Source organism: Gemmiger sp. An194 (genome assembly GCF_002160145.1).
GTDB lineage: Bacteria > Bacillota > Clostridia > Oscillospirales > Ruminococcaceae > Allofournierella.
In genome coordinates, this window is record NZ_NFKA01000001.1 from 246,736 (window position 1) to 271,225 (window position 24,490).

The 24,490-nt window shown below is 59.2% G+C and carries 21 protein-coding genes and 2 tRNA genes; 18 read left to right on the forward strand and 5 right to left on the reverse strand.

Annotated elements, in window-relative coordinates; all coding sequences use genetic code 11:
* The first annotated feature begins 30 nt into the window (after nt 1-30).
* The 10 genes from B5F28_RS01125 to B5F28_RS01170 all read left to right on the forward strand — a co-directional run bounded on the left by B5F28_RS01125 (nt 31) and on the right by B5F28_RS01170 (nt 10,750).
* The gene (locus B5F28_RS01125) at nt 31-948 is read left to right on the forward strand and encodes a dihydrodipicolinate synthase family protein (RefSeq protein ID WP_087292289.1); all 918 of its coding nucleotides are present in this window, start codon (nt 31-33) and stop codon (nt 946-948) included.
* Nucleotides 949-1,055: 107 nt separating this feature from the next.
* On the forward strand, nt 1,056-2,267 hold the full coding sequence (locus B5F28_RS01130; RefSeq protein WP_087292292.1) for an AGE family epimerase/isomerase: 1,212 nt from the start codon (nt 1,056-1,058) through the stop codon (nt 2,265-2,267).
* 479 nt (nt 2,268-2,746) lie between these two features.
* On the forward strand, nt 2,747-4,825 hold the full coding sequence (gene glgB / locus B5F28_RS01135; RefSeq protein ID WP_481808384.1) for a 1,4-alpha-glucan branching protein GlgB: 2,079 nt from the start codon (nt 2,747-2,749) through the stop codon (nt 4,823-4,825).
* A gap of 70 nt (nt 4,826-4,895) precedes the next feature.
* Complete coding sequence (locus B5F28_RS01140; RefSeq protein WP_087292299.1) at nt 4,896-6,113, forward strand: glucose-1-phosphate adenylyltransferase; 1,218 nt, start codon at nt 4,896-4,898, stop codon at nt 6,111-6,113.
* Nucleotides 6,107-7,231, forward strand: a complete 1,125-nt coding sequence (gene glgD / locus B5F28_RS01145) for a glucose-1-phosphate adenylyltransferase subunit GlgD (protein ID WP_087292303.1) — start codon at nt 6,107-6,109, stop codon at nt 7,229-7,231. The genes B5F28_RS01140 and glgD overlap by 7 nt, the downstream gene beginning before the upstream one ends.
* 115 nt (nt 7,232-7,346) lie before the next feature.
* On the forward strand, nt 7,347-8,765 hold the full coding sequence (gene glgA, locus B5F28_RS01150) for a glycogen synthase GlgA (protein WP_087292306.1): 1,419 nt from the start codon (nt 7,347-7,349) through the stop codon (nt 8,763-8,765).
* Between the two features lie 75 nt (nt 8,766-8,840).
* Entirely contained in the window at nt 8,841-9,032 is a 192-nt protein-coding gene (locus B5F28_RS01155; RefSeq protein ID WP_087292309.1) for a hypothetical protein, read from the forward strand.
* A gap of 13 nt (nt 9,033-9,045) precedes the next feature.
* Nucleotides 9,046-9,246 (forward strand): hypothetical protein, encoded by a 201-nt coding sequence (locus B5F28_RS01160; protein ID WP_087292312.1) that lies wholly within the window; start codon nt 9,046-9,048, stop codon nt 9,244-9,246.
* 102 nt (nt 9,247-9,348) lie between these two features.
* Complete coding sequence (locus tag B5F28_RS01165) at nt 9,349-9,558, forward strand: hypothetical protein (protein WP_087292315.1); 210 nt, start codon at nt 9,349-9,351, stop codon at nt 9,556-9,558.
* Nucleotides 9,559-9,778: 220 nt separating this feature from the next.
* Nucleotides 9,779-10,750, forward strand: coding sequence for a serine hydrolase (locus B5F28_RS01170; protein ID WP_143424664.1), 972 nt, complete (start codon nt 9,779-9,781; stop codon nt 10,748-10,750).
* Between the two features lie 80 nt (nt 10,751-10,830).
* Here the strand turns inward: B5F28_RS01170 and udk are convergent, their stop codons facing one another.
* From udk to B5F28_RS01185, 3 genes are all read right to left on the reverse strand, one after another.
* The gene (gene udk / locus B5F28_RS01175; RefSeq protein WP_087292322.1) at nt 10,831-11,448 is read right to left on the reverse strand and encodes a uridine kinase; all 618 of its coding nucleotides are present in this window, start codon (nt 11,446-11,448) and stop codon (nt 10,831-10,833) included.
* A gap of 150 nt (nt 11,449-11,598) precedes the next feature.
* The gene (locus B5F28_RS01180) at nt 11,599-13,335 is read right to left on the reverse strand and encodes an ABC transporter ATP-binding protein (protein ID WP_087292325.1); all 1,737 of its coding nucleotides are present in this window, start codon (nt 13,333-13,335) and stop codon (nt 11,599-11,601) included.
* Nucleotides 13,332-15,083 carry an ABC transporter ATP-binding protein gene (locus tag B5F28_RS01185; protein WP_087292329.1) on the reverse strand — a complete coding sequence of 584 codons (1,752 nt, stop codon included), beginning with the start codon at nt 15,081-15,083 and terminating at the stop codon, nt 13,332-13,334. The genes B5F28_RS01180 and B5F28_RS01185 overlap by 4 nt, the downstream gene beginning before the upstream one ends.
* Nucleotides 15,084-15,292: 209 nt before the next feature.
* Here B5F28_RS01185 and B5F28_RS01190 point away from each other — a divergent pair, with 209 nt between their 5' ends.
* Complete coding sequence (locus B5F28_RS01190; RefSeq protein WP_087292332.1) at nt 15,293-15,775, forward strand: GNAT family N-acetyltransferase; 483 nt, start codon at nt 15,293-15,295, stop codon at nt 15,773-15,775.
* A 149-nt stretch (nt 15,776-15,924) separates the two neighbouring features.
* On the opposite strand, the gene B5F28_RS01195 is transcribed toward B5F28_RS01190, so the two are convergent.
* Both B5F28_RS01195 and B5F28_RS01200 read right to left on the reverse strand, forming a co-directional pair.
* A tRNA-Pro gene (locus tag B5F28_RS01195) sits at nt 15,925-16,000 on the reverse strand.
* Nucleotides 16,001-16,040: 40 nt separating this feature from the next.
* Nucleotides 16,041-16,114 (reverse strand) — tRNA-Gln (locus B5F28_RS01200).
* Nucleotides 16,115-16,342: 228 nt separating this feature from the next.
* Between B5F28_RS01200 and B5F28_RS01205 the strand changes: the two genes are divergently transcribed.
* The 7 genes from B5F28_RS01205 (at nt 16,343) to B5F28_RS01235 (ending at nt 24,216) form a co-directional block, all read left to right on the forward strand.
* Nucleotides 16,343-17,419 carry a 6-phosphofructokinase gene (locus B5F28_RS01205; RefSeq protein WP_087292335.1) on the forward strand — a complete coding sequence of 359 codons (1,077 nt, stop codon included), beginning with the start codon at nt 16,343-16,345 and terminating at the stop codon, nt 17,417-17,419.
* Between the two features lie 368 nt (nt 17,420-17,787).
* Complete coding sequence (locus B5F28_RS01210; RefSeq protein ID WP_087292338.1) at nt 17,788-20,415, forward strand: valine--tRNA ligase; 2,628 nt, start codon at nt 17,788-17,790, stop codon at nt 20,413-20,415.
* A 182-nt stretch (nt 20,416-20,597) separates the two neighbouring features.
* A complete protein-coding gene (locus B5F28_RS01215; protein ID WP_247643365.1) occupies nt 20,598-21,368 on the forward strand; it encodes a VanZ family protein in 771 nt (256 codons plus the stop codon).
* Nucleotides 21,340-22,617: a bifunctional folylpolyglutamate synthase/dihydrofolate synthase gene (locus B5F28_RS01220; RefSeq protein ID WP_087292344.1), complete on the forward strand. Its 1,278-nt coding sequence runs from the start codon at nt 21,340-21,342 to the stop codon at nt 22,615-22,617. The genes B5F28_RS01215 and B5F28_RS01220 overlap by 29 nt, the downstream gene beginning before the upstream one ends.
* Nucleotides 22,618-22,754: 137 nt before the next feature.
* The gene (locus B5F28_RS01225; RefSeq protein WP_087183634.1) at nt 22,755-23,051 is read left to right on the forward strand and encodes an STAS domain-containing protein; all 297 of its coding nucleotides are present in this window, start codon (nt 22,755-22,757) and stop codon (nt 23,049-23,051) included.
* A 16-nt stretch (nt 23,052-23,067) separates the two neighbouring features.
* Complete coding sequence (gene spoIIAB, locus B5F28_RS01230) at nt 23,068-23,502, forward strand: anti-sigma F factor (RefSeq protein ID WP_087292347.1); 435 nt, start codon at nt 23,068-23,070, stop codon at nt 23,500-23,502.
* Nucleotides 23,503-23,541: 39 nt separating this feature from the next.
* On the forward strand, nt 23,542-24,216 hold the full coding sequence (locus B5F28_RS01235; protein ID WP_087180856.1) for a sigma-70 family RNA polymerase sigma factor: 675 nt from the start codon (nt 23,542-23,544) through the stop codon (nt 24,214-24,216).
* Nucleotides 24,217-24,490 lie beyond the last annotated feature (274 nt).

Here is a 24,490-nt window from a genome sequence, read left to right on the forward strand (position 1 = left end):
GGTGTATTTCCAAAAAAGGAGAGGAAAAACATGAAAGACATTTCCAAGTACCAGGGCATTATTCCCGCGTTTTACGCTTGCTACGACGACGAAGGCAACATCAGCGTGGAGCGCACCAAAGAACTGACCCGTTACTTTATCAAGAAGGGCGTTAAGGGCGTATACGTTTGCGGTTCCTCCGGCGAGTGCATTTATCAGAGCAAGGAAGAACGCAAGCAGACCCTGGAGGCTGTGATGAGCGAGGCCAAGGGCAAGCTGACCGTGATCGCCCACGTTGCCTGCAACAACACCGCCGACAGCATGGAGCTGGCTGCTCATGCCGAGAGCCTGGGCGTTGACGCCATCGCCTCCATTCCTCCCATCTACTTCAAGCTGCCCGAGCACGCCATCGCTCAGTACTGGAACGACATTTCCTCCGCCGCTCCCAACACCGATTTCGTGATCTACAACATCCCGCAGCTGGCCGGCGTGGCCCTGACCATGCCCCTGTTCCGCGAGATGCGCAAGAACCCCCGCGTTGCCGCTGTGAAGAACAGCAGCATGCCCGTACAGGACATCCAGATGTTCAAGATGGAAGGCGGCCCGGACTTCGTTGTATTCAACGGTCCCGACGAGCAGTTCATCTCTGGCCGTGCCATGGGCGCTGACGGCGGCATCGGCGGTACCTACGCTGTAATGCCCGAGCTGCTGCTGAAGGCTGACGAGCTGCTGAAGGCCGGCAAGGTCAAGGAAGCTGCCGCGGTTCAGTACGCCATCGACGCCATCATCTACGCCATGTGCGCCTGCAAGGGCAACCTGTACGCTGTGATGAAGGAGATTCTGCGCATCCGTGAGAATCTGGACATCGGCGGCGTTCGCAAGCCCCTGCCCAACCTGTTCCCCGAGGATATGGAGCAGGTCAAGAAGTGCGCCAAGATGATCGACGAGGCCATTGCCAAGTTCTGCTGATCGGAACGGAACATTCAGCCCGGACCCTGCGCTGGCAGGGCCCGGGCTTTCAGAGATTTTAACAAGCGGCCCTTTTGAGCCGCTTCGCACAAGGAGTTGTGATTATCATGGATAAGCATGCAGAGCAATTGAAAGAGTATCAGAAGTGGGTTCGCGAGGAGCTGGAGCGCAGCGTGAACTTCTGGCTGAAGAACGGCATGGACCACGAGCACGGCGGCGTTTACACCTGCCTGGATCGTACCGGCAAGCTGTTCAGCACCGACAAGAGCGTCTGGTTCCAGGGCCGCTGCGCCTGGACCTTCTCCTACCTGTGCCACGTGTATGGCAAGAAGCAGGAGTGGCTGGACGCCGCCAAGAGCTGCCTGGACTTCATGGAGAAATACTGCATCAACCGGGAAGCCGGCGACCGCATGTACTTCACCGTGACCGCCGACGGCAAGCCCCTGCGTCAGCGCCGTTACTGCTTCTCCGAGGGCTTCTACGCCATCGCCAACGCCGAGTACTACGGCGTGACCGGTGAGAAGGAGTGCATCGAGCGCGCCCGCCGTGCCTACGAGCTGATCTATCAGCTGAACAACGGCCTGATTAAGGACCCCACCGGCATGGGCCCCAAGACCATTCCCGAGACCCGCACCGGCCGCGCTCTGGCCGATCCCATGATCTACCTGAACATCACCGCCGTGATGCGCCGCTGCGACCCCGAGAACACCGCGCTGTATGAAGCCCGTGCCAAGGAGTGCTGCGAGACCATCTTCAAGTACCACTTCAAGCCCGAGCTGAAGTGCACTCTGGAGAGTGTTGGCCCCAACGGCGAGCTGCAGATGGACTACACCGCCGGCCGTGTGGTCAACCCCGGCCATGACATCGAGTGCAGCTGGTTCGTGATGGAGCAGGCCAAGCACACCGGCGACGAGGAGCTGCGCAAGAAGGCCCAGACCCTGTTCGACTACGCCTACGAGGGCGGCTGGGACAAGGAGTACGGCGGCCTGCTGTACTTCATCGACTGCAAGGGCCTGCCCCCGGAGGCTTACGAGCATGACATGAAGCTGTGGTGGCCTCACAACGAGCTGCTCATCGCCAGCATGATGATCTACCGCGACACCCAGGACGAGAAATACCTGAAGATCTTCGACGAGACCCTGGAGTACTGCAAGAAGGTGTTCAGCGATCCCGAGTACGGCGACTGGTACGGCTACCTGCGACGCGACGGCAAGCCCACCGAGCCTGCCTGCAAGGGCTCCACCTTCAAGGGCCCCTTCCATCTGCCCCGCTGCCTGATGATGGTGGATCAGCTGATCGACGAGATCCTGGCCCGCTGAGCCTCGTCTGCCGACTGACAAAATTACCAAACAAAGCCAACCCCTGTACCGGAATTGCCGGTACAGGGGTTCTTTTTGTGGAAAAACATAGTGAGAAAATTGGAATTAACGCACATTTTACAGTTCTGCGTGTACAGGAGCAAAAATATTCTGTATACTAAAATAAGAACATGTTCTAAAGCGGGAAAATGTCCATATACTAAACACGCTTGTTCGCGGTGGAAACCAGTCTTTTGAAGGCGGTAAAGAATGCATAAAATAGCAGTAAAAAAGTAGGAAAAACCAAAACCGAAAGTGTTCGAAAAATCCGCCGCTTTGCCCAACTAAGTGGAAAAAGCATTGTGCAAATATGCTAAAAGCAAAAAGAAGCAAAATAGTTTTTTGGCAGTATATGACATAAAATACTTGAAAAATATCTTAAAAATGGTATGATAAAGGTAACGTATTGGGGCGGGAATGCCCCAGGGAGGGAGACAGGCGTGAAGAAAGAACATAAACATGCGGAGCTGCCCGTATATTTGTTTAAGCAGGGCAACAATTTTGAGGCTTACCGGTTCTTCGGCGCTCATATGGAACGGCAGGGAGACCGGGAGGGGGTCGTGTTCCGCACCTGGGCCCCTCACGCGAAAGCAGTATGCATCGTTGGCGATTTCAACAGCTGGGTGCCGGGCAGTCATCCCATGCAGCAGCTGGAGGACAGCGGCATCTGGGAAGCGTTTGTTCCGGGCATTCAGGAATACGATGTGTACAAGTACTGCATCACCACGCAGAGCGACGAGCTTCTGTTCAAGGCGGACCCGTATGCGTTCCATGCGGAGACCCGGCCGTCCAACGGCAGCAAGGTGTACAACCTGGAGGGCTACCAGTGGCAGGACGGTGAGTGGGAAGCCAAGCAGAAAAAGGCGGACCCCATCAACGCCCCCATGAACATCTACGAGCTGCACGCCGGCAGCTGGAAGGTGAAGGAAAACGGTGATCCGTATAACTACTCCGAGCTGGCCGACCAGCTCATTCCGTACTTACAGTACATGGGTTACACCCATGTGGAGCTGCTGCCGGTGACCGAGCATCCCTTCGACGGCAGCTGGGGCTACCAGGTGACTGGATACTTTGCCCCCACCAGCCGCTACGGCACCCCCAAGGACTTTATGAACTTTGTGGACAAGTGCCATCAGGCAGGCATCGCCGTGATCATGGACTGGGTGCCCGCCCACTTCCCGAAGGATGCCTTCGGCCTGTACATGTACGACGGCGCGCCCTGCTATGAGGACCCCAACCCCCGGCGGGGCGAGCACAAGGAATGGGGCACCATGGTCTTCAACTACGGCATGCCCGAAGTGGAGAGTTTCCTGGTGTCCAGCGCACTGTTCTGGATCGAGCAGTACCACATCGACGGCCTGCGCGTGGACGCGGTGGCCTCGATGCTGTATCTGGATTACAACCGGCGCGACGGGGAATGGGAGGCCAACATCCACGGCGGCAAGGAAAACCTGGAGGCCATTGCCTTCCTGCGCAAGCTGAACAGCACCGTGCTGGGCCGTCATCCCCACAAGCTGATGATCGCCGAGGAATCCACTGCCTGGCCCATGGTATCCAAGCCGGCAGAGGACGGAGGCCTGGGCTTCAACTTCAAGTGGAACATGGGCTGGATGAACGACATGCTCAGCTACATGAGCACCGACCCGCTGTTCCGCGCAGGCAACCACAACAAGGTGACCTTCAGCTTCTTCTACGCCTTCAGCGAGAATTTTGTTCTGCCCATCAGTCACGATGAGGTGGTGCACGGCAAGGGCAGCCTGATCAACAAGATGCCCGGCGAATATCAGGACAAGTTCGCCAACCTGCGCACCTTCTACGGCTATATGATGGCGCACCCCGGCAAGAAGCTGCTGTTCATGGGCCAGGAATTCGCCCAGTTCAGCGAGTGGAACGAGGCCAAGGGTCTGGACTGGATGCTGCTGGAATACGACAGCCACCGCCAGATGGAGGCCTATGTGCGGGATCTGAACCATTTCTACATCGAGCATCCCGAATTGTGGGAAGTGGATTACAGCTGGGAGGGCTTCCAGTGGATCGTGCCGGATGACAACCAGCAGTCTGTGATCGCCTTCCTGCGGCGGGATGCCAAGGGCAAGATGATCATGGTGGTCTGCAACTTCAATCCCATCCAGCGCGTGGACTACCAGATGGGCGTGCCCAACCCCGGTACCTACAAGGAGCTGCTCAACAGCGACGATGTGAAGTACGGCGGCGGCGGGGTACACAACCCGGCCAAGCGCACCCGCAAAAAGCCCATGCATGGCTTCGATCAGAGCATCCAGCTTACGCTGCCGCCTCTGAGCACCGTGTATCTGGCCGTACCGGAAGCAAAGGCACAGCCCAAGAAGACCGCAGACAAGAAGACTGCGGAAAAGAAGGCCACCGGGAAAAAGCCCGCTGCCCAAAAGCCTGCCGCGAAGAAATCCGCCGCGGCCAAAACGGCAAAAACTGCAGCTGCGGGCACCAAACAAGCCAGGAAGCCTGCCGCCTCCAAAAAGGCGGCTCCCAAGGAGAAGTGAATGCTTCTTACTGGGCGCTTTGGAATAAAACAGCACATTAAGGCGGAAAACCGCCGATAAGGGGAGAAAAATTATGAAAGAATGTATCGCAATGCTGCTGGCCGGCGGCCAGGGCTCACGGCTTTACGCCCTGACCCAACGGCTGGCAAAACCGGCTGTACCTTTTGGAGGAAAGTATCGTATCATCGACTTCCCCCTGTCCAACTGTGTGAACTCTGGTATCGACACGGTTGGCATCCTGACCCAGTACCAGCCTCTGGTGCTGAATGAGTACATCGGCAATGGCCAGCCCTGGGACCTGGACCGGCTGTACGGTGGTGTACATGTGCTGCCTCCGTACCAGACGGCCACCGGCTCTGACTGGTACAAGGGCACTGCCAATGCCATTTATCAGAACATCAACTTCATCGATCGCTACAATCCCAACTATGTGGTGATCCTGTCCGGTGACCACATCTACAAGATGGATTACGGCAAAATGCTGGACTTCCACAAGGAGAACGGCGCCGACTGCACCATCGCTGTTATGGAAGTGCCCTGGGAAGAGGCCAGCCGTTTCGGCATCATGACCGCCGACGAGAACAACGTGATCACCAAGTTTGAAGAGAAGCCGAAGGAGCCCAAGAGCAATCTGGCCTCCATGGGTATCTACATCTTCACCTGGGAAAAGCTGCGCAAGTTCCTGATCGAGGACGAGGCCAACCCCGCTTCCGACAACGATTTTGGTAAGAACATCATCCCCAGCATGCTGGCCAGCAAGGAAAAGATGGTGGCCTACCACTTCGAAGGCTACTGGAAGGACGTTGGAACCATCAGCAGCCTGTGGGATGCCAACATGGACCTGCTGAACCCCAATGTTTCGCTGGATGTCTGGAGCGACGACTGGAAGATCTACTCCCGCAACTCCGGTATGCCCGGCCAGTGGATCGGCGCCAACGCGGTGATTGACAACTCCATGGTCACCGAGGGCTGCCGTGTGGAAGGCAAGCTGATCCAGAGCGTTCTGTTCGCCGGTGTTAAGGTGGGTGAGGGCGCCGTGGTGGAGGATTCCATCGTAATGCCCGGCGCAGTCATCGAGCCCGGTGCAACCGTAAAATATTCCATTATTGCCGAGAACGTGGTCGTGAAGAGCGGCGCGGTTGTTGGCGAGCGCCCGGAGGACATGGAGAATGTGGACGACTGGGGCGTGGCCGTTGTTGGTGAGGGTGTGACCATTGGCGCGAATGCCAAGGTGGGCCCCAAGGCAATGGTTGTTAAAGATGTTAAGGATGGTGAGGAGCAATGGTAAAATCGAACACTGACGCCCTGGGCGTAATTTTCCCTAACGCGCATGACTCCCTGGTGCCGGAGCTGGTGGCCGAGCGTACCATGGCTTCCGTGCCTTTTGGCGGCCGTTACCGCCTGATCGACTTTGTGCTGTCCAGCATGGTGAATTCCGGCATCAGCAATGTGTCCATCGTGGTAAAGCAGAACTACCACTCCCTGATGGATCACCTGGGCTCCGGCCGTGAATGGGACCTGACCCGCAAGCGCGGCGGCCTGAACCTGGTTCCTCCCTATGCGGAGTCCAACGTGAAGCTGTATCGCGGCCGCGTGGAAGCACTGGCCAGCCTGGTGGAATTTTTGGAGGATCAGAAGGAAGAGTTCGTGATCATGAGCGATTCCGATGTGGCCTTCAACTTTGATTTCAACGAGCTGATCGCTGCGCATGTGGCCAGCCAGGCCGATGTGACCGTGATGTATCAGCGCAGCGTGATTCCTCAGGGCCTGAAAGAGGACAACTACACCCTGAAGCTGCAGGACGGCCGTGTGACCGAGCTGCTCACCAACGATTACCGTCCCGGCGTGCAGAACCTGTCCATGAACGTGTACATCATCCAGCGTGAGAGCCTGATCGCCATGATCAAGGACGCCTCCATCCGCGGCCTGCTGTACTTCGAGAAGGACATCCTGGCCCGCAACCTGGAGCTGCTGAACGTGCAGGGCTTTGAATACACCGGCTACACTGCCCGCATTGCGGACCGCAAGAGCTTCTTTGAAGAGAATATGCGTCTGCTGGACCCCAAGAATCTGGATGCGTTGTTCCCGGAAAACAAGCCCGTTTACACCAAGGTGCATGACAATGCGCCCACCCGCTACGCCATGGACTGTCACGTGAAAAACAGCATGGTGGCCGACGGCTGCATCATCGAGGGCGAAGTGGAGAACTGCGTGCTGTTCCGCGGTGTCAAGGTCAAGAAGGGCGCGAAGGTGAAGAACTGCGTGCTGATGCAGAACACCGTTGTGGAAGCCGGTGCAGAAGTGGAGTACACTGTGACCGACAAGAACGTGAAGATCACTGCCGACAAGAAGCTGTCCGGTACAGATACCTTCCCGGTATATGTGGCCAAGGGACACACGGTATAAATAATCCTTGAAGGGAATCTGCGTATTCCCTGATCTCTCTCCCCGGGGCGGGAGCCGGGGATTCCACCGGCTCCCGCCCTATCCCATATATACCCCATTGAAGGAGGAACAACACATGAATGTTCTTTTTTGCGCCAGCGAGGCCAATCCCTTTGCCGCCTCCGGCGGTCTGGGCGATGTGGCGGGCAGCCTGCCCAAGGCCCTTGTGAAAAACGGCGTGGATTGCCGGGTGGTCATGCCGCTGTACGGCGATTTGAAGTTCCGTGACCAGCTGACCTACGTGACCAACTTCAGCGTTCCGGTGGGCTGGCGCAGCCAGTATTGCGGCCTGTTCACCTGTCAGCGGGACGGTGTGACCTTCTATTTCCTGGACAACGAATACTACTTCCGCCGCAGCGGTCTGTATGGCTTCTATGACGATGGCGAGCGCTTCGCCTTCTTCAGCCGCGCCATTCTGGAGATGCTGTTCTACACCGACTTCGTGCCGGATGTGATCAATGCCAATGACTGGCAGACCGCGCTGGTGCCGGTGTTCCTGAACCTGTACTACCGTCATCTGGACAAGTTCAGCCGCATCAAGACCGTGTTTACCATCCACAACATCCAGTACCAGGGCAAGTACGGCCTGGATATTCTGGAGGATACCTGCGGCATCGGCCGCCGGGATGCCCACATTGTGGAGTACGACGGCTGCGCCAACTTCATGAAGGGCGCCATCGAGACCGCCGACAAGGTGAGCACCGTAAGCCCCACCTACGCGGGTGAGATTCTGGACCCCTGGTTCAGCCATGGTCTGGACGGCCTGCTGCGCCAGAAGCAGTACAAGCTGTGCGGCATTCTGAACGGCATCGATGTGGATTCCTACAACCCAGAGAGCGACCCCAACATTGCCGCCCATTACAATGCCGACACCTTCGCAGAGGGCAAGGCTGCCTGCAAGAAAGCACTGCAGGAGGAGTTCAATCTGGATCAGGACGGCAGCCCCGTCATGGCCATGGTGACCCGTCTGGTGGGCCACAAGGGCGTGGATCTGGTGCGCAGTGTGGCCGAGGGCCTGCTGGAGCAGGGCATCGAGCTGGTGATCCTGGGCAACGGTGAACATGCCTATGAGGCTTTCTTCAGCGATCTGGCAGCCCGGCATCCCGGCCGGGTGGGCGTTTACATCGGCTTCGTGCCGCCGCTGGCCCGCCGCATTTATGCGGGCGCGGATATGTTCCTGATGCCCTCCAAGTCCGAGCCCTGTGGCCTGGCCCAGATGGTGGCCTGCCGTTACGGCACCATTCCCATCGTGCGGGAGACCGGCGGTCTGCGGGATTCCATCCATGACTCCGGTGACGGTTACGGCAACGGCTTCACCTTCAGTCAGTACAACGCCCACGACCTGTACGAGGCCTGCTGGCGTGCCAAGGAGGGCTACTGGCAGAAGGAGGGCTGGCCGGTGCTGGTGCGCCGCGCCATGTGCTGCGATTTCAGCTGGAACAGCTCGGCACAAAGCTACATCGATATGTACAATCAAGTGATTACACTTTGGTAATTCGGCTAAAAGAATTCTTCTTGCTTTTTTGAATTTTGTATGATATTCTAAGGGCGAGGAGAGGAGGTAGGAACTATGAATTATGGCCCCAATCAAATTCAGCAAGGGCTGAACGCCAAGCTGTATAACGAGACAGAGGGCTTTTCTGCCGGCGCAAAGGATGCAGAAAAGGCAATGAAGGCTGCGGAAGCGGCCTACCGGAAGGAGCTTGGAATTTATAAGCCTACCCTTCTGGAACGCCTGAAGGCGATGTTCCGCAGCGCGTAAAGAGGGGGTACTCATGAACACCAGAATCCCGCGCACAGCCGCGGAGATGCGGCAGTTTGATGAGACCGCGGCTTCCCGCCGGCAGAATGCCGGCCAGCGCGAAGCGGAAAAACAGATGAAAGCGGCCGAAGAGGCCTATCAGAAAGAGCTTGGAACTTACCGGCCGGGAGTTGGCCGGCGGTTGCAGACCCTGCTGAAACGATTCTTCAAATGAAAAAGGCGGGGGATGCGGTTGCATTCCCCGTTTTTTCGCGCACAGCCACCGGGGTTTGTGCGCATGCTGGTACGAACGCTGTTGAAAGGAGATGCGCGTTTTATGTTGTTTTTGATGCCTGCACAGTCTGGTCGGGTAAAGACCGAGATCGAGATCGATGTGAACAGCTACGGAATGGTGAACTACACCGCCGAGCAGCGCAAAGCGGATAAGGCAATGCGCGCTGCGGAAAAGGCATACCACAAGCAGTTGGGAACCTACGAGCCCACCTGGTGGGAGCGCATGAGCGACAACTGGAAGAAGGGTGCCTGAGGGGCGGACGTATCAGATGCAGAAAAAGCCACGCCGGAAGTTCCGGCGTGGCTTTTTGCGTAAAGCAAGAAGTTGAAAAAATTGTGTAATTGCTCTATTTAAAAAAATTGTAGTATAATAGAAAAAACCAGCCGGTCGATGTTCATATGGCCGGCGGTTTGCTTTTGGGGGAAAAGGGAGGAGCGCGCGGAGGTTTAAGCTTCTGCGCGTCAAAACGACAATGAAAACACAAGCAAAAAAGACCCGCAAAAAGAAACACACCCGCTGGCCCTGGGTCGCGATGGCGGTGGTCATGGTCCTGGTGATCGTGGCGGCTGCCCGCTCAATGATGCGGCAGGCAGTGGGAGCGGCGGCCAGTACCTCTGCGAGCCAGAGTGTCAGCCAGGCGCATCCCGCACCGCAGCCGGAATCCGAGCCGGAGCCCACCGCCACGCCACAGCCTACTGCCACACCTGAGCCGGAGCTGAGCAGTGAGAAGCCCATTACTGCGGCGGAAGCTGCTGAGATGGATACGCTGCTGGACAGCATGCCCGGCAGCATTTCGGTGTGGATTCAGGACATCGCTTCCGGTCAGACCTATACATACAAGCCGGACAACGGCTTTTACTGTGCCAGTACGCTGAAGGCACCCTATGCCCTGTGGCTCTGCCAGCGGGATGAGGAAGGGATGATCGATCTGAATGCGGCGGTTGGCAGCAAGACCGGCTGGGAGCTGATCGACCCGATGATCGCCCACAGCAGCAATGGGGCGGCCCATGATCTGGGCCAGATGTGGCCCGGCAGCCTGGAGACTGGCTTCTCGGACTTTTTGGCGGAGCTGGGATTTGCCAGCCCGGAGGGCTGTGAAGTGGTGGAGGAAGGCATCCACGGCTGGGTCACCGGCGCGGACGGCGGACGGGCCATGCGGGCGCTGTATGATTATTTTGAGACCGGAAGCGAGAATGCGCTGAAATTGCAAGAGTCCTTCCTGGCGGCGGACCATGATCTGCTGTATTGCCCGGCCCCGGCGGCGAAAAAGTACGGCAGCTGGGATCAGGCGCTGCACGATATGGCCATCGTTTATGCGGACCGGCCCTACATCATCTCCATGTTCACCGACTGGGGCGACGAGGATATCTCCTTCCCGGAGGAGGGGCGTGAGCGGATGCAGCAGGTTGGTAAACTGGCGGCGGAGATCATTCTGGATGACTGAGCGGCTTTTGGCGCGACAAAGAATAAAAAAACGGTCCCGCGTACCTGGTTCAAGGTACGCGGGACCGTTTTTTTTATCACTTAGGCCTGGTTCAGATGGCTTTCCAGCCGGTGGATAAGCATTTCCAGAGCAACGGGATTCTTGCCGCCCTCGGGAATGATCAGATCCGCCCGGCGCTTGCTGGGCTCCACAAACTGCTCATGCATGGGCTTTACGGTGGTCAGATACTGAGAGACGACGCTGTCCAGCGTGCGGCCGCGTTTTTTCACGTCCCGCACGATGCGGCGCAGGATGCGCACATCGGCATCGGTGTCCACAAAGACCTTGATGTCCATCAGATCGCACAGCTCCTGGCTGGCAAAGATCAGGATGCCCTCCACCAGGATCACCGGCGCGGGCTTGACCTCCAGCAGGTCATCCGAGCGGTTGTGCTCCGAGAAATCATACACCGGGCAGTAGATGGTCTCGCCCCGCTTCAGCGCGGCCAGATGCTCCACCATCAGGTCGGTATCAAAGGCATCCGGGTGGTCGTAGTTGGTGCGGCAGCGCTCGTCGTAGGTCAGATGATCCTGACGCTTGTAGTAGTTGTCGTGGCTGATCACGCTGATCTGGTCGCCAAAGCGCTCCTTCAAACGTCGGGTCAACGTGGTTTTTCCGCTGCCGGTGCCGCCGGCCACGCCCAGTACCATAATATCCATGCCAGATTGCCTCCTTGCACATCCCTAGAGCCCCCGGGCCGTGCGGTGAACCGCCTGCCTCGGCTGAATCGTTATTTTATATATTATATCATATCTGTGCCCACAAGGGGAACAAAAAATGAGAATTTGGACGGGAAAAGGCGAGTTGTGTCACTGAATGGCGAACTGGCTGTTGTAAAGCCGGGCATAGAAGCCGCCCTTGGCCAGAAGCTCCCGGTGGGTGCCCTGTTCCACGATGTGGCCCGCATCCATGACCAGAATCTGGTCCGCCGTTTGGATGGTGGAAAGCCGGTGCGCCACCACAAAGCTGGTGCGGCCCTCCATCAGCTGCTCGAAGGCCTGCTGCACCAGCATCTCGGTGCGGGTGTCGATGTTGCTGGTGGCCTCGTCCAGAATGAGCATCTGGGGCCGGCACAGCAGAATGCGGGCGATGCACAGCAGCTGTTTTTGCCCGGCGGAAAGGTTGCCGCCGCCCGGGGCGATGAGGGTGTCGTAGCCCTGGGGCAGGCGCTGGATGAAGCCATGGGCATGGGCGGCCTTGGCGGCCTGGATGATCTGTTCCATGGTGGCGTCCGGCTTGCCGTAGGCGATGTTCTCCCGCACGGTGGCGTTTTTCAGCCAGGTTTCCTGCAGCACCATGCCGTACATACCCCGCAAAGCGCTGCGCTTGAGCTGCCGCGCCGGAACACCGTCCACCAGAATCCGCCCGCTGTCTACCTCGTAAAAGCGCATCAGCAGATTGATGAGGGTGGTTTTGCCGCAGCCGGTGGGCCCCACGATGGCGATGCGCTGGCCCGGCTCCACCTTCAGGCAGAGATTTTGGATCAGCGGAACGTCCTTCCGGTAGGAAAAATCCACCCGGTCCAGCTCCACCCGGCCGCTGCAGCGCTCGGGTGCCAGCGCGCCGGGCGCATCCGCCGGTTCCGGCTTCAGATCAATGGTCTGGAACAGGCGCTGGGCGCTGGCCATGGCGGTCTGCAGCTGGGTGAGCACGCTGGTGACCTCATTGAAGGGTTTGGTGTACTGGTTGGCGTAGGTGAGAAAGGCGCTCAGGGTGCCCACACTCAGCGCGCCGCTCAGAGCGGCCAGACCGCCGAACACACCCACCGCGCCGTAAACGATGTTGTTCACAAAACGGGTGCCCGGGTTGGCTGCCGCCGAGTAGAACACCGCCCACAGGCTGGCGCTGCGCAGCTCCTCGTTGATCCGGTCGAAGGTTTCGCAGCACTGAGTCTCATGACTGAAGGCCTTCACCAGATCCTGGCCGTTCACCATCTCGTTCACATAAGCGGAAAGCTGGCCCTGGGCCGCGGCCTGCTTGCGGAACAGCGCATGGGTGCGGCTGGCCACAAAGCGGGCAAACAGGATGGACAGCGGGGTGACCAGCACCACCACCAGTGCGATGAAGGGGTTCAGATAAAACATGATGACCAGCACGCCCAGAATGGTGGCCGCGCCGGGCAGCAGCTGGGTAAGCCCCTGCAGCAGACCTTCGGACACTGCGTCCGTGTCGTTGACCAGGCGGCTGACCAGATCGCCGTGGGGCAGCTGGTCGATGGTAGAAATGGGGACCGCGTTCAGGGCGTTGAAGGCCTGCTGGCGCATGTCCTGTGCGGCAAGGGCGCTGATGCGGCGGATGCACACGTTCATCACCCACTGGAAACCTGCCGCCAACAGGATGCACAGGGCCATCGCTGCCAGCAGAACGGCCAGATGCCGGAACTGCACAAGCCCCGGGCCGATCAGGCAGTCGATGGCGCGGCCGATGAGCACGGGCGTCATCAGGGTGAAGGCCACCTGCAGCACTGCGGAAATGCAGCCCAGCACAAGGCTGCCCCGGTAGGGCCGCAGGTAGGAAAAAATCCGTTTCAGAATCGAGCGCTTCATCGGGCACTCACCTCACTTTCCGGGTTTGCTTGCGGCACCAGCTTCTGGGAAACGCAGATCTCCCGGTAGACCGGGCAGGTCTGCAGCAGCTCCTCATGGCTGCCCTGGCCCACGAGTCGGCCTTCGTCCATGACCAGGATGCGGTCCGCGTCCTTTACGGCCGAGGCACGCTGGCTGATGAGCAGCACCGTCATGCCGCCGGTATCCTGCTTCAGGGCACGGCGCAGCGCCGCGTCGGTGGCGAAATCCAGTGCGCTGGAGGAGTCGTCCAGAATCAGCAGTGAGGGCCGCTTTGCCAGAGCGCGGGCGATGGTCAGGCGCTGGCGCTGGCCACCGGAAAAGTTTTTGCCGCCCTCCTCCACCGGAGTGTCCAGGCCTTCCGGCTTCTGCTGTACAAAGTCCCGGGCCTGGGCGGTGGTAAGTGCTGCCCACAAGGCATCATCGTCCGCCTGGGGTGCACCCAGCTGCAGGTTGCTGCGAATGGTGCCGGAAAACAGCTTCACGTTCTGGGGCACATAGCCGATCTTTTCCCGCAGGGCTTCCAGCGGATAGCTGCGCAGGTCCTGGCCATCCAGCAGGATGCGGCCGCCGGTGACATCGTAAAACCGCAAAATCAGGTTGGCCAGAGTGGTCTTGCCGCAGCCGGTGCCGCCGATCACGCCAATGGTCTGGCCCTGTTCGGCGGTGAAGCTCACTCCCTCCAGGGTGTTTTTGCCCGCGGGGCCTGTGTAGGAAAAATCCACCTGCTCAAAGGCCAAAAAGGCACCTTGCTCCCGGGTGAGGGGCATGCTCTCACCTCGGATGCTGCTCTCGGTGGCCAGCAGGGCACTCAGCCGTTTGGCGCTGGCTGCAGCGCGGGTGAACTGAACGATCAGGTTGGCCAGCACGATCAGCGCCAGAAGGGTCTGGGTCATGTAGTTGACCATGGCGAACACATCGCCGCTGAGGATCAGCCCCCGGTCCGCAAAGCGGGCGCCGTACCAGAGAATGGCCAGAATGGCAAAGTTGGCGATCACATAGGTGAGGGGATTCAGCGCGGCCGAAATGCGGCCCACCTGGATGGTGAGGGCGCTGTGGGCATCGCTGGCAGCGGCGAAATCCTTCTTCTCGCTTTCCTGGCGGGAAAAGGCCCGGATGACCCGGGCGCCCTCCAGGTTCTGGCCGGTCAGGGTGCCCAGCGTCTCCTGCCGCTGCTGGATGCGGGCGTAGTCCGGCAGGGTGCGCTTCATCACCTGATAGAGCACCAATACGATCAGCGGGGTGGAGATCAGGAAGATCAGCGCGATGCGGGCGTTCAGCACAAAGGCCATCACGATGGAACCGATGGCCAGAAAGGGGGCGCGGGTGGCAAGGCGGATGAACATGTTCACGCCGTTCTGCACCTGGTTCACATCGTTGGTGATGTGAGTGATCAGACTGCCCGCGCCGATGGCATCGGTCTCATGGCCGGAAAGGCTGAGGATGTGGCGGAAGACCTGGCGGCGCAGGGAAGCGCCGAACCCGAAGGCGGCCACGCTGGCGAAGTACTGGCAGGTGGTAGCCGCCGCGACGCCCAGTACCGCCAGCAAAAGAAGAAAAAGACCCTGCCGCAGCACATAGGCCCGGTCTCCGCCGGCAATGCCCACATCAATGATGTTGGCCATGAGCAGAGGGACCATGAGCTCCAGTACGGCTTCCAGCAATTTGAACAGGGGCCCGAGGATCAGCTGGGGGTAGTATCCCCGGAAATTGGTGCACAGTGCTTTCAAGCGATACGCTCCTTTGCAATAAAATAGGGCCGGGAAAAATCCGGCCTATCCTTTATTATATAAGAAGAAACAAGAAAAGAAAAGCGAAGCGTCCGGCGGGCGGCAAAATGGATTCTCCGGCGGATTTGTGATAAAATTTGTGGTAGATACAAAAAAACGGGTCTTTTCCCGCAACAGAAAAGCGCCCGGAACGATAGGAGGAGAGCCGGATGAATCAAACGCACGTATTTCGCTTTGCAGAGGAGGGGGATACTCCGCTGATTCTGCAATTTATCCGGGAGCTGGCCGACTACGAGGGCATGCTCAGTGAGGTGGTGGCAGATGAGGCCACGCTGAAAGAATGGATCTCCCGCAAGCAGAAGGCGGAGGTATTGTTTGTGCTGGCGGACGGCCGGGAGGTGGGCTTTGCGCTGTTCTTCCACAACTTTTCCACCTTCCTGGGCCGGGCCGGTTTATATCTGGAGGATCTGTATGTGAAGCCCGAGTACCGGGGCCGGGGCTACGGCAAGGCGATTCTGAAAAAGCTGGCGGCCATCGCGGTGGAGCGGGGATGTGGCCGCCTGGAATGGTGGTGCCTGGACTGGAACAGGCCAAGCATCGATTTTTATCTCTCGCTGGGGGCGCAGCCCATGGAGGACTGGACGGTCTACCGCATCACCGGCGACACATTGACGAGTCTGGCCGGGGAATGATTTGAACAAACAAAAATATCGCGGAAGCCGAAGCCTCTGCGGTATCCAAAGAAAAAGCTGTACTACTTTTTGGTGAAAAGGGTGAAAAGTGAAGAGCGAAAAGTGAAGAAGTAAAAATCGGCAAGCCCCTGACGGTGCTTGCCGATTTTTGGTCGGAGTGACGGGACTTGAACCCACGGCTTCCTGGTCCCGAACCAGGCGCGCTACCAACTGCGCTACACCCCGATGTAAAAAATAGCAGCAGCGTGCGGGCTGCTGCTATTTCTGGTTGGAGAAGAAGGATTCGAACCCTCACAAACAGAGTCAGAGTCTGTCGTGCTACCCTTACACAATTCTCCAATATTCATTTGCCGGAGCGTCTTGCCCCAACGATAACTTATTATAGCACTGAACCGGAAAATGTCAACCACTTTTTTCAATTTTTTTTACGGTTCTTTTTCCGCAAAAAGATTGACAAACCACCAAAAAGGGCGATACTCTAAAAAAAGAAAATGCATGCAGTTTTTGACACAGAGTCAAAGGCTGATCCCGGCGGTTTGGCCGGGCTGAGAGGGAGGAATTGGAACTATGAAAAAACGGATCGGTATCCTGACATCCGGCGGCGACTGCCCCGGCCTGAACGCCACCATTCGCGGCGTGGCAAAGGCGCTGTATCAGCGCATGGGCGACGATGTGCAGATCGTGGGCATCACCAACGGTTATTCCGGCCTGATCAACGGCCAGTGGCGTGACATGGAGCCGGAGGAGTTTTCCGGTATCCTGACCATGGGCGGCACCATTCTGGGCACCAAGCGCACCCCCTTCAAGCTGATGCGGGTCATCGGCGAGGACCAGGTGGACAAGGTGGCCGCCATGAAGAAGAACTACGAGGAAATGAAGCTGGACTGCCTGCTCTGCCTGGGCGGCAACGGCACCCATAAGACTGCCAACCTGCTGGCTCAGGAGGGCCTGAACGTGATCGGCCTGCCCAAGACCATCGACAACGACATCTACGGCACCGATGTGACCTTCGGCTTCCACACCGCTGTGGACATCGCCACCGAGGTGATCGACCGCATCCACACCACCGCCTCCAGCCATCGCCGCTGCATGGTGGTGGAGCTGATGGGCAACAAGGCCGGCTGGCTGACCCTGTACGCGGGCGTGGCCGGCGGCGCGGACATCATCCTGATTCCCGAAATGCCCTATAACATTGATAATGTATGCGCCGCCGTGGAGCGCCGTGCCTCTCAGGGCAAGACCTTCTCCATCCTGGCGGTGGCCGAGGGTGCCTTCGACAACGAGGAAGCCCGCATGAAGAAGAAGGAGCGTGCCGCCCGCCGCAAGGAGCAGGGCTACACCACCGCCACCAACCGCATCGCAGCCCAGATCGAGAAGATGACCGGCTTCGAGACCCGCGTCTGCGTGCCCGGCCACATGCAGCGGGGCGGTTCGCCTTCTGCCTACGACCGTGTGCTGGCCACCCAGTTCGGCACCTACGCCGCAAAGCTGGTGGAACACGAGAAGTACGGCGTGACCGTTGCCATGCGCAACAATCATGTCACCGAGAACCCGCTGGACGAGATCGCCGGCAAGAGCCGACTGGTTCCGGACGGCCACGGCATGCTGGAGGTCGCCCGCCGCATGGGCATTTCTCTGGGCTGACCGGGGGTCTGACCGGCTTTTGCGCTGCAGTGATTGACGCGGCGGCCGGATGTTGCTATAATCATTATTACAAATGCGCTGAAAAAGAGGGCGCGCGGCAATGCGTTTTGGAAAAGAGAGCCGGGGGCAGGTGAAAGCCCGGCAGAACGCGCCGGGTGCTGTCGCTTTTGAGCAGGCGGGGTGAACCTTCAGTAGCCTCTGCCCGTGCCGCCCGCGTTAAGGGCTCCGAGTGGCTGCCGGTTTTCGGCGGCAATTTGGGTGGTACCGCGGTATTGTATTGTTTTGTACAGGCCGTCCCAAGTGTGAACACACGCCTGGGGCGGCCTTTTTGTTTGCCCCGGCAGCAATCGAAACAGGAGGGAAAATCAATGAAAGAACTGGAAAAATTGTATGATCCCGCCCGCGTGGAGGACGACATTTATGCCTTCTGGCTGAATGGCGGCTACTTCCACACCAAGGCGGATAAGAGCAAAAAGCCCTACACCATCGTGATGCCGCCGCCGAACGTGACTGGCCAGCTGCACATGGGCCATGCCATGGACGAGACCTGGCAGGACATCCTGATCCGCTACAAGCGCATGCAGGGCTACGCCGCCCTGTGGGTGCCCGGCACCGACCACGCATCCATCGCCACCGAGGCCAAGGTTGTGGCCAAGATGAAGGAAGAGGGCCTGACCAAGGAGATGCTGGGCCGCGACGGCTTCCTGGAGCGCGCCTGGGCCTGGAAGAACCAGTACGGCAACCGCATCGTGAGCCAGCTGAAAAAGCTGGGCTGCTCCTGCGACTGGGACCGCGAGCGCTTCACCATGGACGAGGGCTGCAGCAAGGCGGTTCTGAAGGTCTTCAAGTATCTGTACGACAAGGACCTGATCTACCGCGGCGAGCGCATCATCAACTGGTGCCCCCACTGCAAGACCAGCATCTCCGATGCCGAGGTGGAGTATGAGGACCAGGAGGGCAGCTTCTGGCACCTGAAGTACCCCATCGCGGGCACCGACGAGTTCCTGATCCTGGCCACCACCCGTCCCGAGACCATGCTGGGCGATACCGCCGTGGCCATCCATCCGGACGACGAGCGCTACAAGCACCTGCACGGCAAGAAGGTGCTGCTGCCCCTGCTGAACAAGGAGATCCCCATCGTCACCGATACCTATGTGGACATGGAGTTCGGTACCGGCGTGGTGAAGATCACCCCCGCTCACGACCCCAACGACTTCGAGGTGGGCCAGCGCCACAACCTGCCCATCGTGAAGGTGCTGGACGAGACCGCCCACATGACCGCCGACTGCGGCAAGTACGCCGGTATGGACCGCTACGAGGCCCGCAAGGCCATCGTGGCTGACCTGGAGGCGGGTGGCTATCTGGAGAAGATCGAGCCCCACGCCCACAACGTTGGTACCTGCTACCGCTGCGGCACCACCATCGAGCCCATGGTTTCCAAGCAGTGGTTCGTGCGCATGGTGCCTCTGGCCGGTCCGGCCATCGACGCGGTGCGGGACGGCCGAATCAAGTTCGTGCCCGAGCGCTTTGACAAGCAGTACTACCACTGGATGGAGAACACCCGCGACTGGTGCATCAGCCGTCAGCTGTGGTGGGGCCATCGGATTCCCGCCTACTACTGCGACGCCTGCGGCGAGGTGCACGTGAGCGATGAGCCCATGACCACCTGCCCCAAGTGCGGCGGCGCGCTGCGTCAGGATGAGGACACCCTGGACACCTGGTTCTCCAGCGCCCTGTGGCCCTTCAGCACCCTGGGCTGGCCGGATAAGACCGAGGACCTGGATTACTTCTATCCCACCAACACCCTGGTCACCGGCTACGACATCATCACCTTCTGGGTGAGTCGCATGATCTTCTCCGGTCTGGAATACACCGGCAAGGTGCCCTTTGACACCGTGCTGATCCATGGTCTGGTGCGCGATGCCCAGGGCCGCAAGATGTCCAAGAGCCTGGGCAACGGCATCGACCCGCTGGAGATCATTGCCCAGTACGGCGCCGACGCTCTGCGCCTGACCCTGGTTCTGGGCTCCACCCCCGGCAACGACATGCGCTTCTCCGATGAGAAGATCAAGGCCAGCCGGAACTTTGCCAACAAGCTGTGGAACGCCACCCGCTTCGTGATGATGAACCTGCCCGAGGACTTCCAGGCCGGTCTGCCCGCTGCGGACAAGCTGGATCTGAGCGACAAGTGGATTCTGTCCACCCTGAACAATCTGGCCCGCACCGTTACCGACAATCTGGACAAGTTCGAGCTGGGCCTGGCTGCCCAGAAGGTGCAGGACTTCATCTGGGAGGTTTACTGCGACTGGTACATCGAGATCGCCAAGGTTCGCCTGAACTCCACCGATCCCGAGGAGGCCGACAACGCCCGCAAGGTACTGGTATACGTGCTGACCCAGGCGCTGAAGCTGCTGCATCCCTTCATGCCCTTCATCACCGAGGAGATCTACCGTGCTCTGCCCGGCACCTCCGAGACCATCATGACCGAGCAGTGGCCTGTGTTCACCGAGGAGCTGAACTACGCTGCCGAGGAGGCCGACTTTGAGAAGCTGATGGACTACATCAAGGCGGTTCGTACCATCCGCGCCGAGATGAACGTGCACCCGGCCAAGCGCAGCAGCATGATCATCGAGACCAGCGAGACCGAGGCCTTCCGCCGCGGCGGCGACTACCTGGCCAAGTTTGCCTTCGCCACCGACGTGACCCTCACCGAGAAGTACACCGGCGACACCGCCGGCATGGTGCAGGTTATCACCCATGCGGCCCGCGGTTTCATTCCCATGATGGAGCTGATCGACCGGGAGAAGGAACTGGCCCGTCTGAACAAGGAAAAGGCCGGCGCCGAGAAGGAGATCGGCATGTTCAGCCGTCAGCTGAGCAACGAGGGCTTTGTGAACAAGGCTCCCGCCAATGTGGTGGAGGAGATCCGCCAGAAGCTGGCCCGCGCCCAGGAAAAGCTGGTCCGCGTGGAGGAGTCCATCGCGGCTCTGGGCTGAGAAATTCCCGGAATAATTGTAAAAAATTCATGAAAAAGGAGCCCGGTTTGCACAAAACCGGGCCCTTTTTTCGTATAACAGACAGGACCCGGGATATTCCAGGGTTTGACAGATGTGCTATAATGGCGGAAGACACAAGGGAAAGTATTGTGTGCATCATATTCATTAGGAGGGATGGATTTTTGTATCAGAAAAAACGTACGAGCCCGTTTACAATCTTTTTTCGGATTCTTTTCACTGCCTGTCTGATCTACAGCGTGGTGTTCATTTTTCAAAACTCTCTGCAGATCGCAGAGCAGTCCAGTCTGCGCAGCGAGCAGGTGCAGCAGGTGGTCAACGAGGTGGCCGGTACCGTGGGCCTTGGCCCCTTCAGCCTGCTTGTGGTCCGCAAGATGGCGCACTTTGCCGAATTTATGATGATGGGTTTTTGGTTCATGCTTTGCCTGCGGGTGTATACCCGCCACTTCATCAAGCATGTGAGCTGGCCGTTGTTTCTGGGCCTTGGTACCGCGGTGACCGACGAGACCATCCAGCTGTTTGTGGATGGCCGCGGCTCCAGCGTGAAGGATGTATGGATCGACTTTGCCGGTTTTCTGGTGGGTCTGTTCGTGGCGCTGGTGATTCTGATGTTCTGCCGCATGTGCGTGATTCTGTTCGTGCATCGGCACGATGATGAGGAACTGGTGCAGCCGGAGCCGCAGCCCCGCCCTGCAAAAGAGCGGCCTGCCCCCAGCCCGGCGCCCCAGCCTCAGGAGGAGTGGGACGAGGAGCCGGAAGAGGAATGGGAGGAGGAACCCCTGCCTCAGTACCAGCCGCCCGCACGCCCGGCCCGTCAGGCCGCCCGGCGCGCACCGGACCCTCAGCCCCGGTGGGAGCCGGTTCCCCAACAGGAGAAAGAGGAGGAAGAGGAGGAAGAGGAAAGCTATGACACCAGCATCGAGATCGAATACTGAGTGGCTGCAAAGCCTGCCCCGTACCAACGGAAAGCCCGGGATGGAGGGGATGCGCCAGCTGCTGGCCAAGCTGGGTGACCCGCAGAATTATCTGGATTTTGTACATGTGGCGGGTACCAATGGCAAGGGTACCGTGTCCACCCTGACGGCTAACATGTTAAAGGAAGCCGGGTATAAGACCGGGCTGACCATCTCTCCCTACGTGCTGGACTTCCGGGAGCGGATGCAGATCAACGGCGAGATGATCCCGGCGGATACGCTGGAACAGGTGGCGGGCCAGGTGCGCGCCGCCGCCGCGCAGCTGGACGAGGAGCCGGTGCAGTTCACCGCGGTCACCGCGGCGGCGCTGCTCTGGTTCTATCAGGAACAGTGCGATCTGGCGGTGCTGGAGACCGGCGTGGGCGGAAAAAATGATGCCAGCAACGGGGTGGACAACACTCTGGTGGCGGCCATTACCCGCATCGACCTGGACCACACCGAGGTGCTGGGCGATACGCTGGAAGCCATCGCCCAGGAGAAAGCGGGCATCATCAAGCCCGGCTGCACCGTGGTTTGTTATCCGCTGCAGGACCCCGAGGCCCAGAAGGCCATCGTGGCGGAGTGCATCCGCCAGAAGGCGGAGCTGGTGCAGCCCCAGCCGGAGGATTTGGACCTGCCCGAAGAGCCCCAGCCGCTGACCAATCCCTTCTCCTACGGCGGCTACGAGGTGGAGCTGCCCTTCCTGGGCGCGCACCAGAGCTACAACGCGGCTATGGCGGTGGAGATCGCTCTGGCCCTGTGGCGCAAGGGTTACGAGATTCCCGATGAAGCCATTCTGAGCGGCCTGGAGACCGCCCGGTTCCCGGCCCGCATCGAGGTGCTGCGCAAGGATCCGCTGGTGATTCTGGACTGCTGCCACAACCCGGCGGGGGCCAAGGCCCTGGCGGGCGTGCTGCGCACCCATACCAAAAAGAAGCCGGCGGCAGTGCTGGGCGTTCTGGCGGATAAGGCGGCTGCTCAGATCCTGGAGGCGCTGGCCCCCTGCTTTGATACCATTTACACAGTGACGCCGCCCTGCCCCCGGGCCATGGAGGCCAAGGAGCTGGCGGATCTGGCCCGCACCGTGGCCCCCAAGGCCAAGGTGACCGCCTGCACGGATCTTGACCAGGCGTTGGATCAGGCGCTGGCCCATACAAATGGCGTGGTGGTGTGCGGCTCGCTGTATCTGGCGGCCCAGGCCCGGCCGGAGCTGCTGAAGCGGCTTTCCTGAAAGGCGGTACTGTCCTGAAAAATTCACCGCAGCTGACCGGTTGCGGCAAAATATTCACCCAAGACCCCGTATATTGGTAAGTGCCAAGAATACGGGGTCTTTTTTTGCCCCCAAAAGGACGTGAAAGGAGAACGGAAATGGCACAGGTGATGTTTACCAGCGCAGACGATGTGCTGGCGGCCTACTTAAGCGGCGAGATCGACCATCATTCCGCCCAGATGCTGCGCCAGCAGATCGACGCGGAGCTTTCGGCCCGGATGCCCGCCCGGCTGATTCTGGATTTCGGCGGGGTGACCTTCATGGATTCCTCCGGTGTGGGGCTGATTCTGGGACGGGCCCGGCGGATGCAGGCCACTGAAGGGCAGCTGGTGGTGCAGCAGGCGCCGGACTCCATCAAGAAGATGCTGGATCTGGCCCGTGTGGAATATCAATAGAAGAGGAGCGGCAAGTATGAAAGCCTATAACCTGATGAAAATCAGCTTTTATTCCCGCAGCGTGAACGAGGGCTTTGCCCGGGGTGCGCTGGCGGCCTTTCTGGCCCAGGCGGACCCCACCGTGCCCGAGCTGGCGGATATGAAAACCGCGGTGAGCGAGGCGGTGACCAACTGCATCGTCCATGCCTACCCCCAGCAGGTGGGATTGGTCTATCTGACCGCGGCTTTGTATGAGGGCGGTCTGGTGAAAATTACGGTGACCGACCGGGGCGTGGGCATTCCGGATGTGGAAAAGGCCATGCAGCCCATGTTCACCACCGGCAACCCGGAGGAACGGGCCGGACTGGGCTTTGCGGTGATGCAGAGCTTTATGGATAAGGTGCGGGTGACCAGCACACCGGGCAAGGGTACCCGGGTGGTGATGAGCAAGACCCTGAGTACCAAACAATGATCCCCCTTTTACATAAGAGATAGAAAGGGGAAGGAAAGCATGCCCACAACACTTGGTCCACGGGAGGAGTTCATTGAAAACAATCTGGGGCTGGTCCACGCCTGTGCCGGCAGGTTCCGGGGCAGGGGCGTGGAATATGACGATCTGTATTCCGCGGGCTGCATGGGACTGATCAAGGCTTACGACGGATTCGATCAGGAGCGAGGGGTGCAGTTTTCCACCTATGCGGTGCCGGTAATTCTGGGCGAGATCAAAAAGCTCTTCCGGGACGGGGGAACCGTCAAGGTGAGCCGGTCGCTCAAGGAGCTGGGTCTGCGGGTGAGTGCTGCCCGGGAACGGATGATCAAACAGAACGGCTGCGAGCCCAGCGTGAGCCAGCTGGCCCAGGCGGTGCAGGCAAAGCCGGAGCAGGTGGCCCTGGCCATCCGCGCCAGCCAGCCCGCGCTTTCGCTCACCCCGGCGGCAGAGGAGGAAGGCGGCCGGGAGGTGGACATCCCGGTGGAATCCCCGGAGGAGGAGCTGGCGGACCGCATCAGTTTGCAGGAGGTGCTGGCCACCCTGCCGCCCCAGGACCGGCAGCTGATCTTTCTGCGGTTTTTCTCCGGCAAGACCCAGAGCGAGACCGCAAAGGTACTGGGCACCACCCAGGTACAGATCTCCCGCAGGGAGCGCAAGATATTGCAGAATCTGCGGGGGCAGCTGCTGCAGGAATAAGGATTTCAGGAGGCTTTGGATGACCTCCTGAAATTTTTTGAATTTTTTTGTCGAAAACGCTTGCGTTTTGAAAACAGGTGTGGTATTATAACTGAGCCGTCAAAAACGGCAAGCCGCTCGAAAGAGCTTGAAAAAATATTTCAAAAAAGTGCTTGACAAACGAGACTTTGCGAGATATAATAAACAAGCTGTCCCGCGAGGGAGAGCGGCACAGGACCTTGAAAATTGAACAATATCGAAGCTTGAACGGAACCTTATCGTGATGGAAAATCAC

Excerpts from the sequence above, each read along its gene's own strand:
- glgA (WP_087292306.1), top strand. The coding sequence starts at position 7,347 with ATGAATGTTCTTTTTTGCGCCAGCGAGGCCAATCCCTTTGCCGCCTCC.
- B5F28_RS01220 (WP_087292344.1), top strand. The coding sequence starts at position 21,340 with ATGACACCAGCATCGAGATCGAATACTGAGTGGCTGCAAAGCCTGCCC.
- B5F28_RS01210 (WP_087292338.1), top strand. The coding sequence starts at position 17,788 with ATGAAAGAACTGGAAAAATTGTATGATCCCGCCCGCGTGGAGGACGAC.
- B5F28_RS01170 (WP_143424664.1), top strand. The coding sequence starts at position 9,779 with ATGAAAACACAAGCAAAAAAGACCCGCAAAAAGAAACACACCCGCTGG.
- B5F28_RS01190 (WP_087292332.1), top strand. The coding sequence starts at position 15,293 with ATGAATCAAACGCACGTATTTCGCTTTGCAGAGGAGGGGGATACTCCG.
- B5F28_RS01225 (WP_087183634.1), top strand. The coding sequence starts at position 22,755 with ATGGCACAGGTGATGTTTACCAGCGCAGACGATGTGCTGGCGGCCTAC.
- spoIIAB (WP_087292347.1), top strand. The coding sequence starts at position 23,068 with ATGAAAGCCTATAACCTGATGAAAATCAGCTTTTATTCCCGCAGCGTG.
- B5F28_RS01235 (WP_087180856.1), top strand. The coding sequence starts at position 23,542 with ATGCCCACAACACTTGGTCCACGGGAGGAGTTCATTGAAAACAATCTG.
- glgD (WP_087292303.1), top strand. The coding sequence starts at position 6,107 with ATGGTAAAATCGAACACTGACGCCCTGGGCGTAATTTTCCCTAACGCG.
- B5F28_RS01160 (WP_087292312.1), top strand. The coding sequence starts at position 9,046 with ATGAACACCAGAATCCCGCGCACAGCCGCGGAGATGCGGCAGTTTGAT.
- B5F28_RS01125 (WP_087292289.1), top strand. The coding sequence starts at position 31 with ATGAAAGACATTTCCAAGTACCAGGGCATTATTCCCGCGTTTTACGCT.
- B5F28_RS01130 (WP_087292292.1), top strand. The coding sequence starts at position 1,056 with ATGGATAAGCATGCAGAGCAATTGAAAGAGTATCAGAAGTGGGTTCGC.
- B5F28_RS01180 (WP_087292325.1), bottom strand. The coding sequence starts at position 13,335 with ATGAAGCGCTCGATTCTGAAACGGATTTTTTCCTACCTGCGGCCCTAC.
- udk (WP_087292322.1), bottom strand. The coding sequence starts at position 11,448 with ATGGATATTATGGTACTGGGCGTGGCCGGCGGCACCGGCAGCGGAAAA.
- B5F28_RS01165 (WP_087292315.1), top strand. The coding sequence starts at position 9,349 with ATGTTGTTTTTGATGCCTGCACAGTCTGGTCGGGTAAAGACCGAGATC.
- B5F28_RS01155 (WP_087292309.1), top strand. The coding sequence starts at position 8,841 with ATGAATTATGGCCCCAATCAAATTCAGCAAGGGCTGAACGCCAAGCTG.
- B5F28_RS01205 (WP_087292335.1), top strand. The coding sequence starts at position 16,343 with ATGAAAAAACGGATCGGTATCCTGACATCCGGCGGCGACTGCCCCGGC.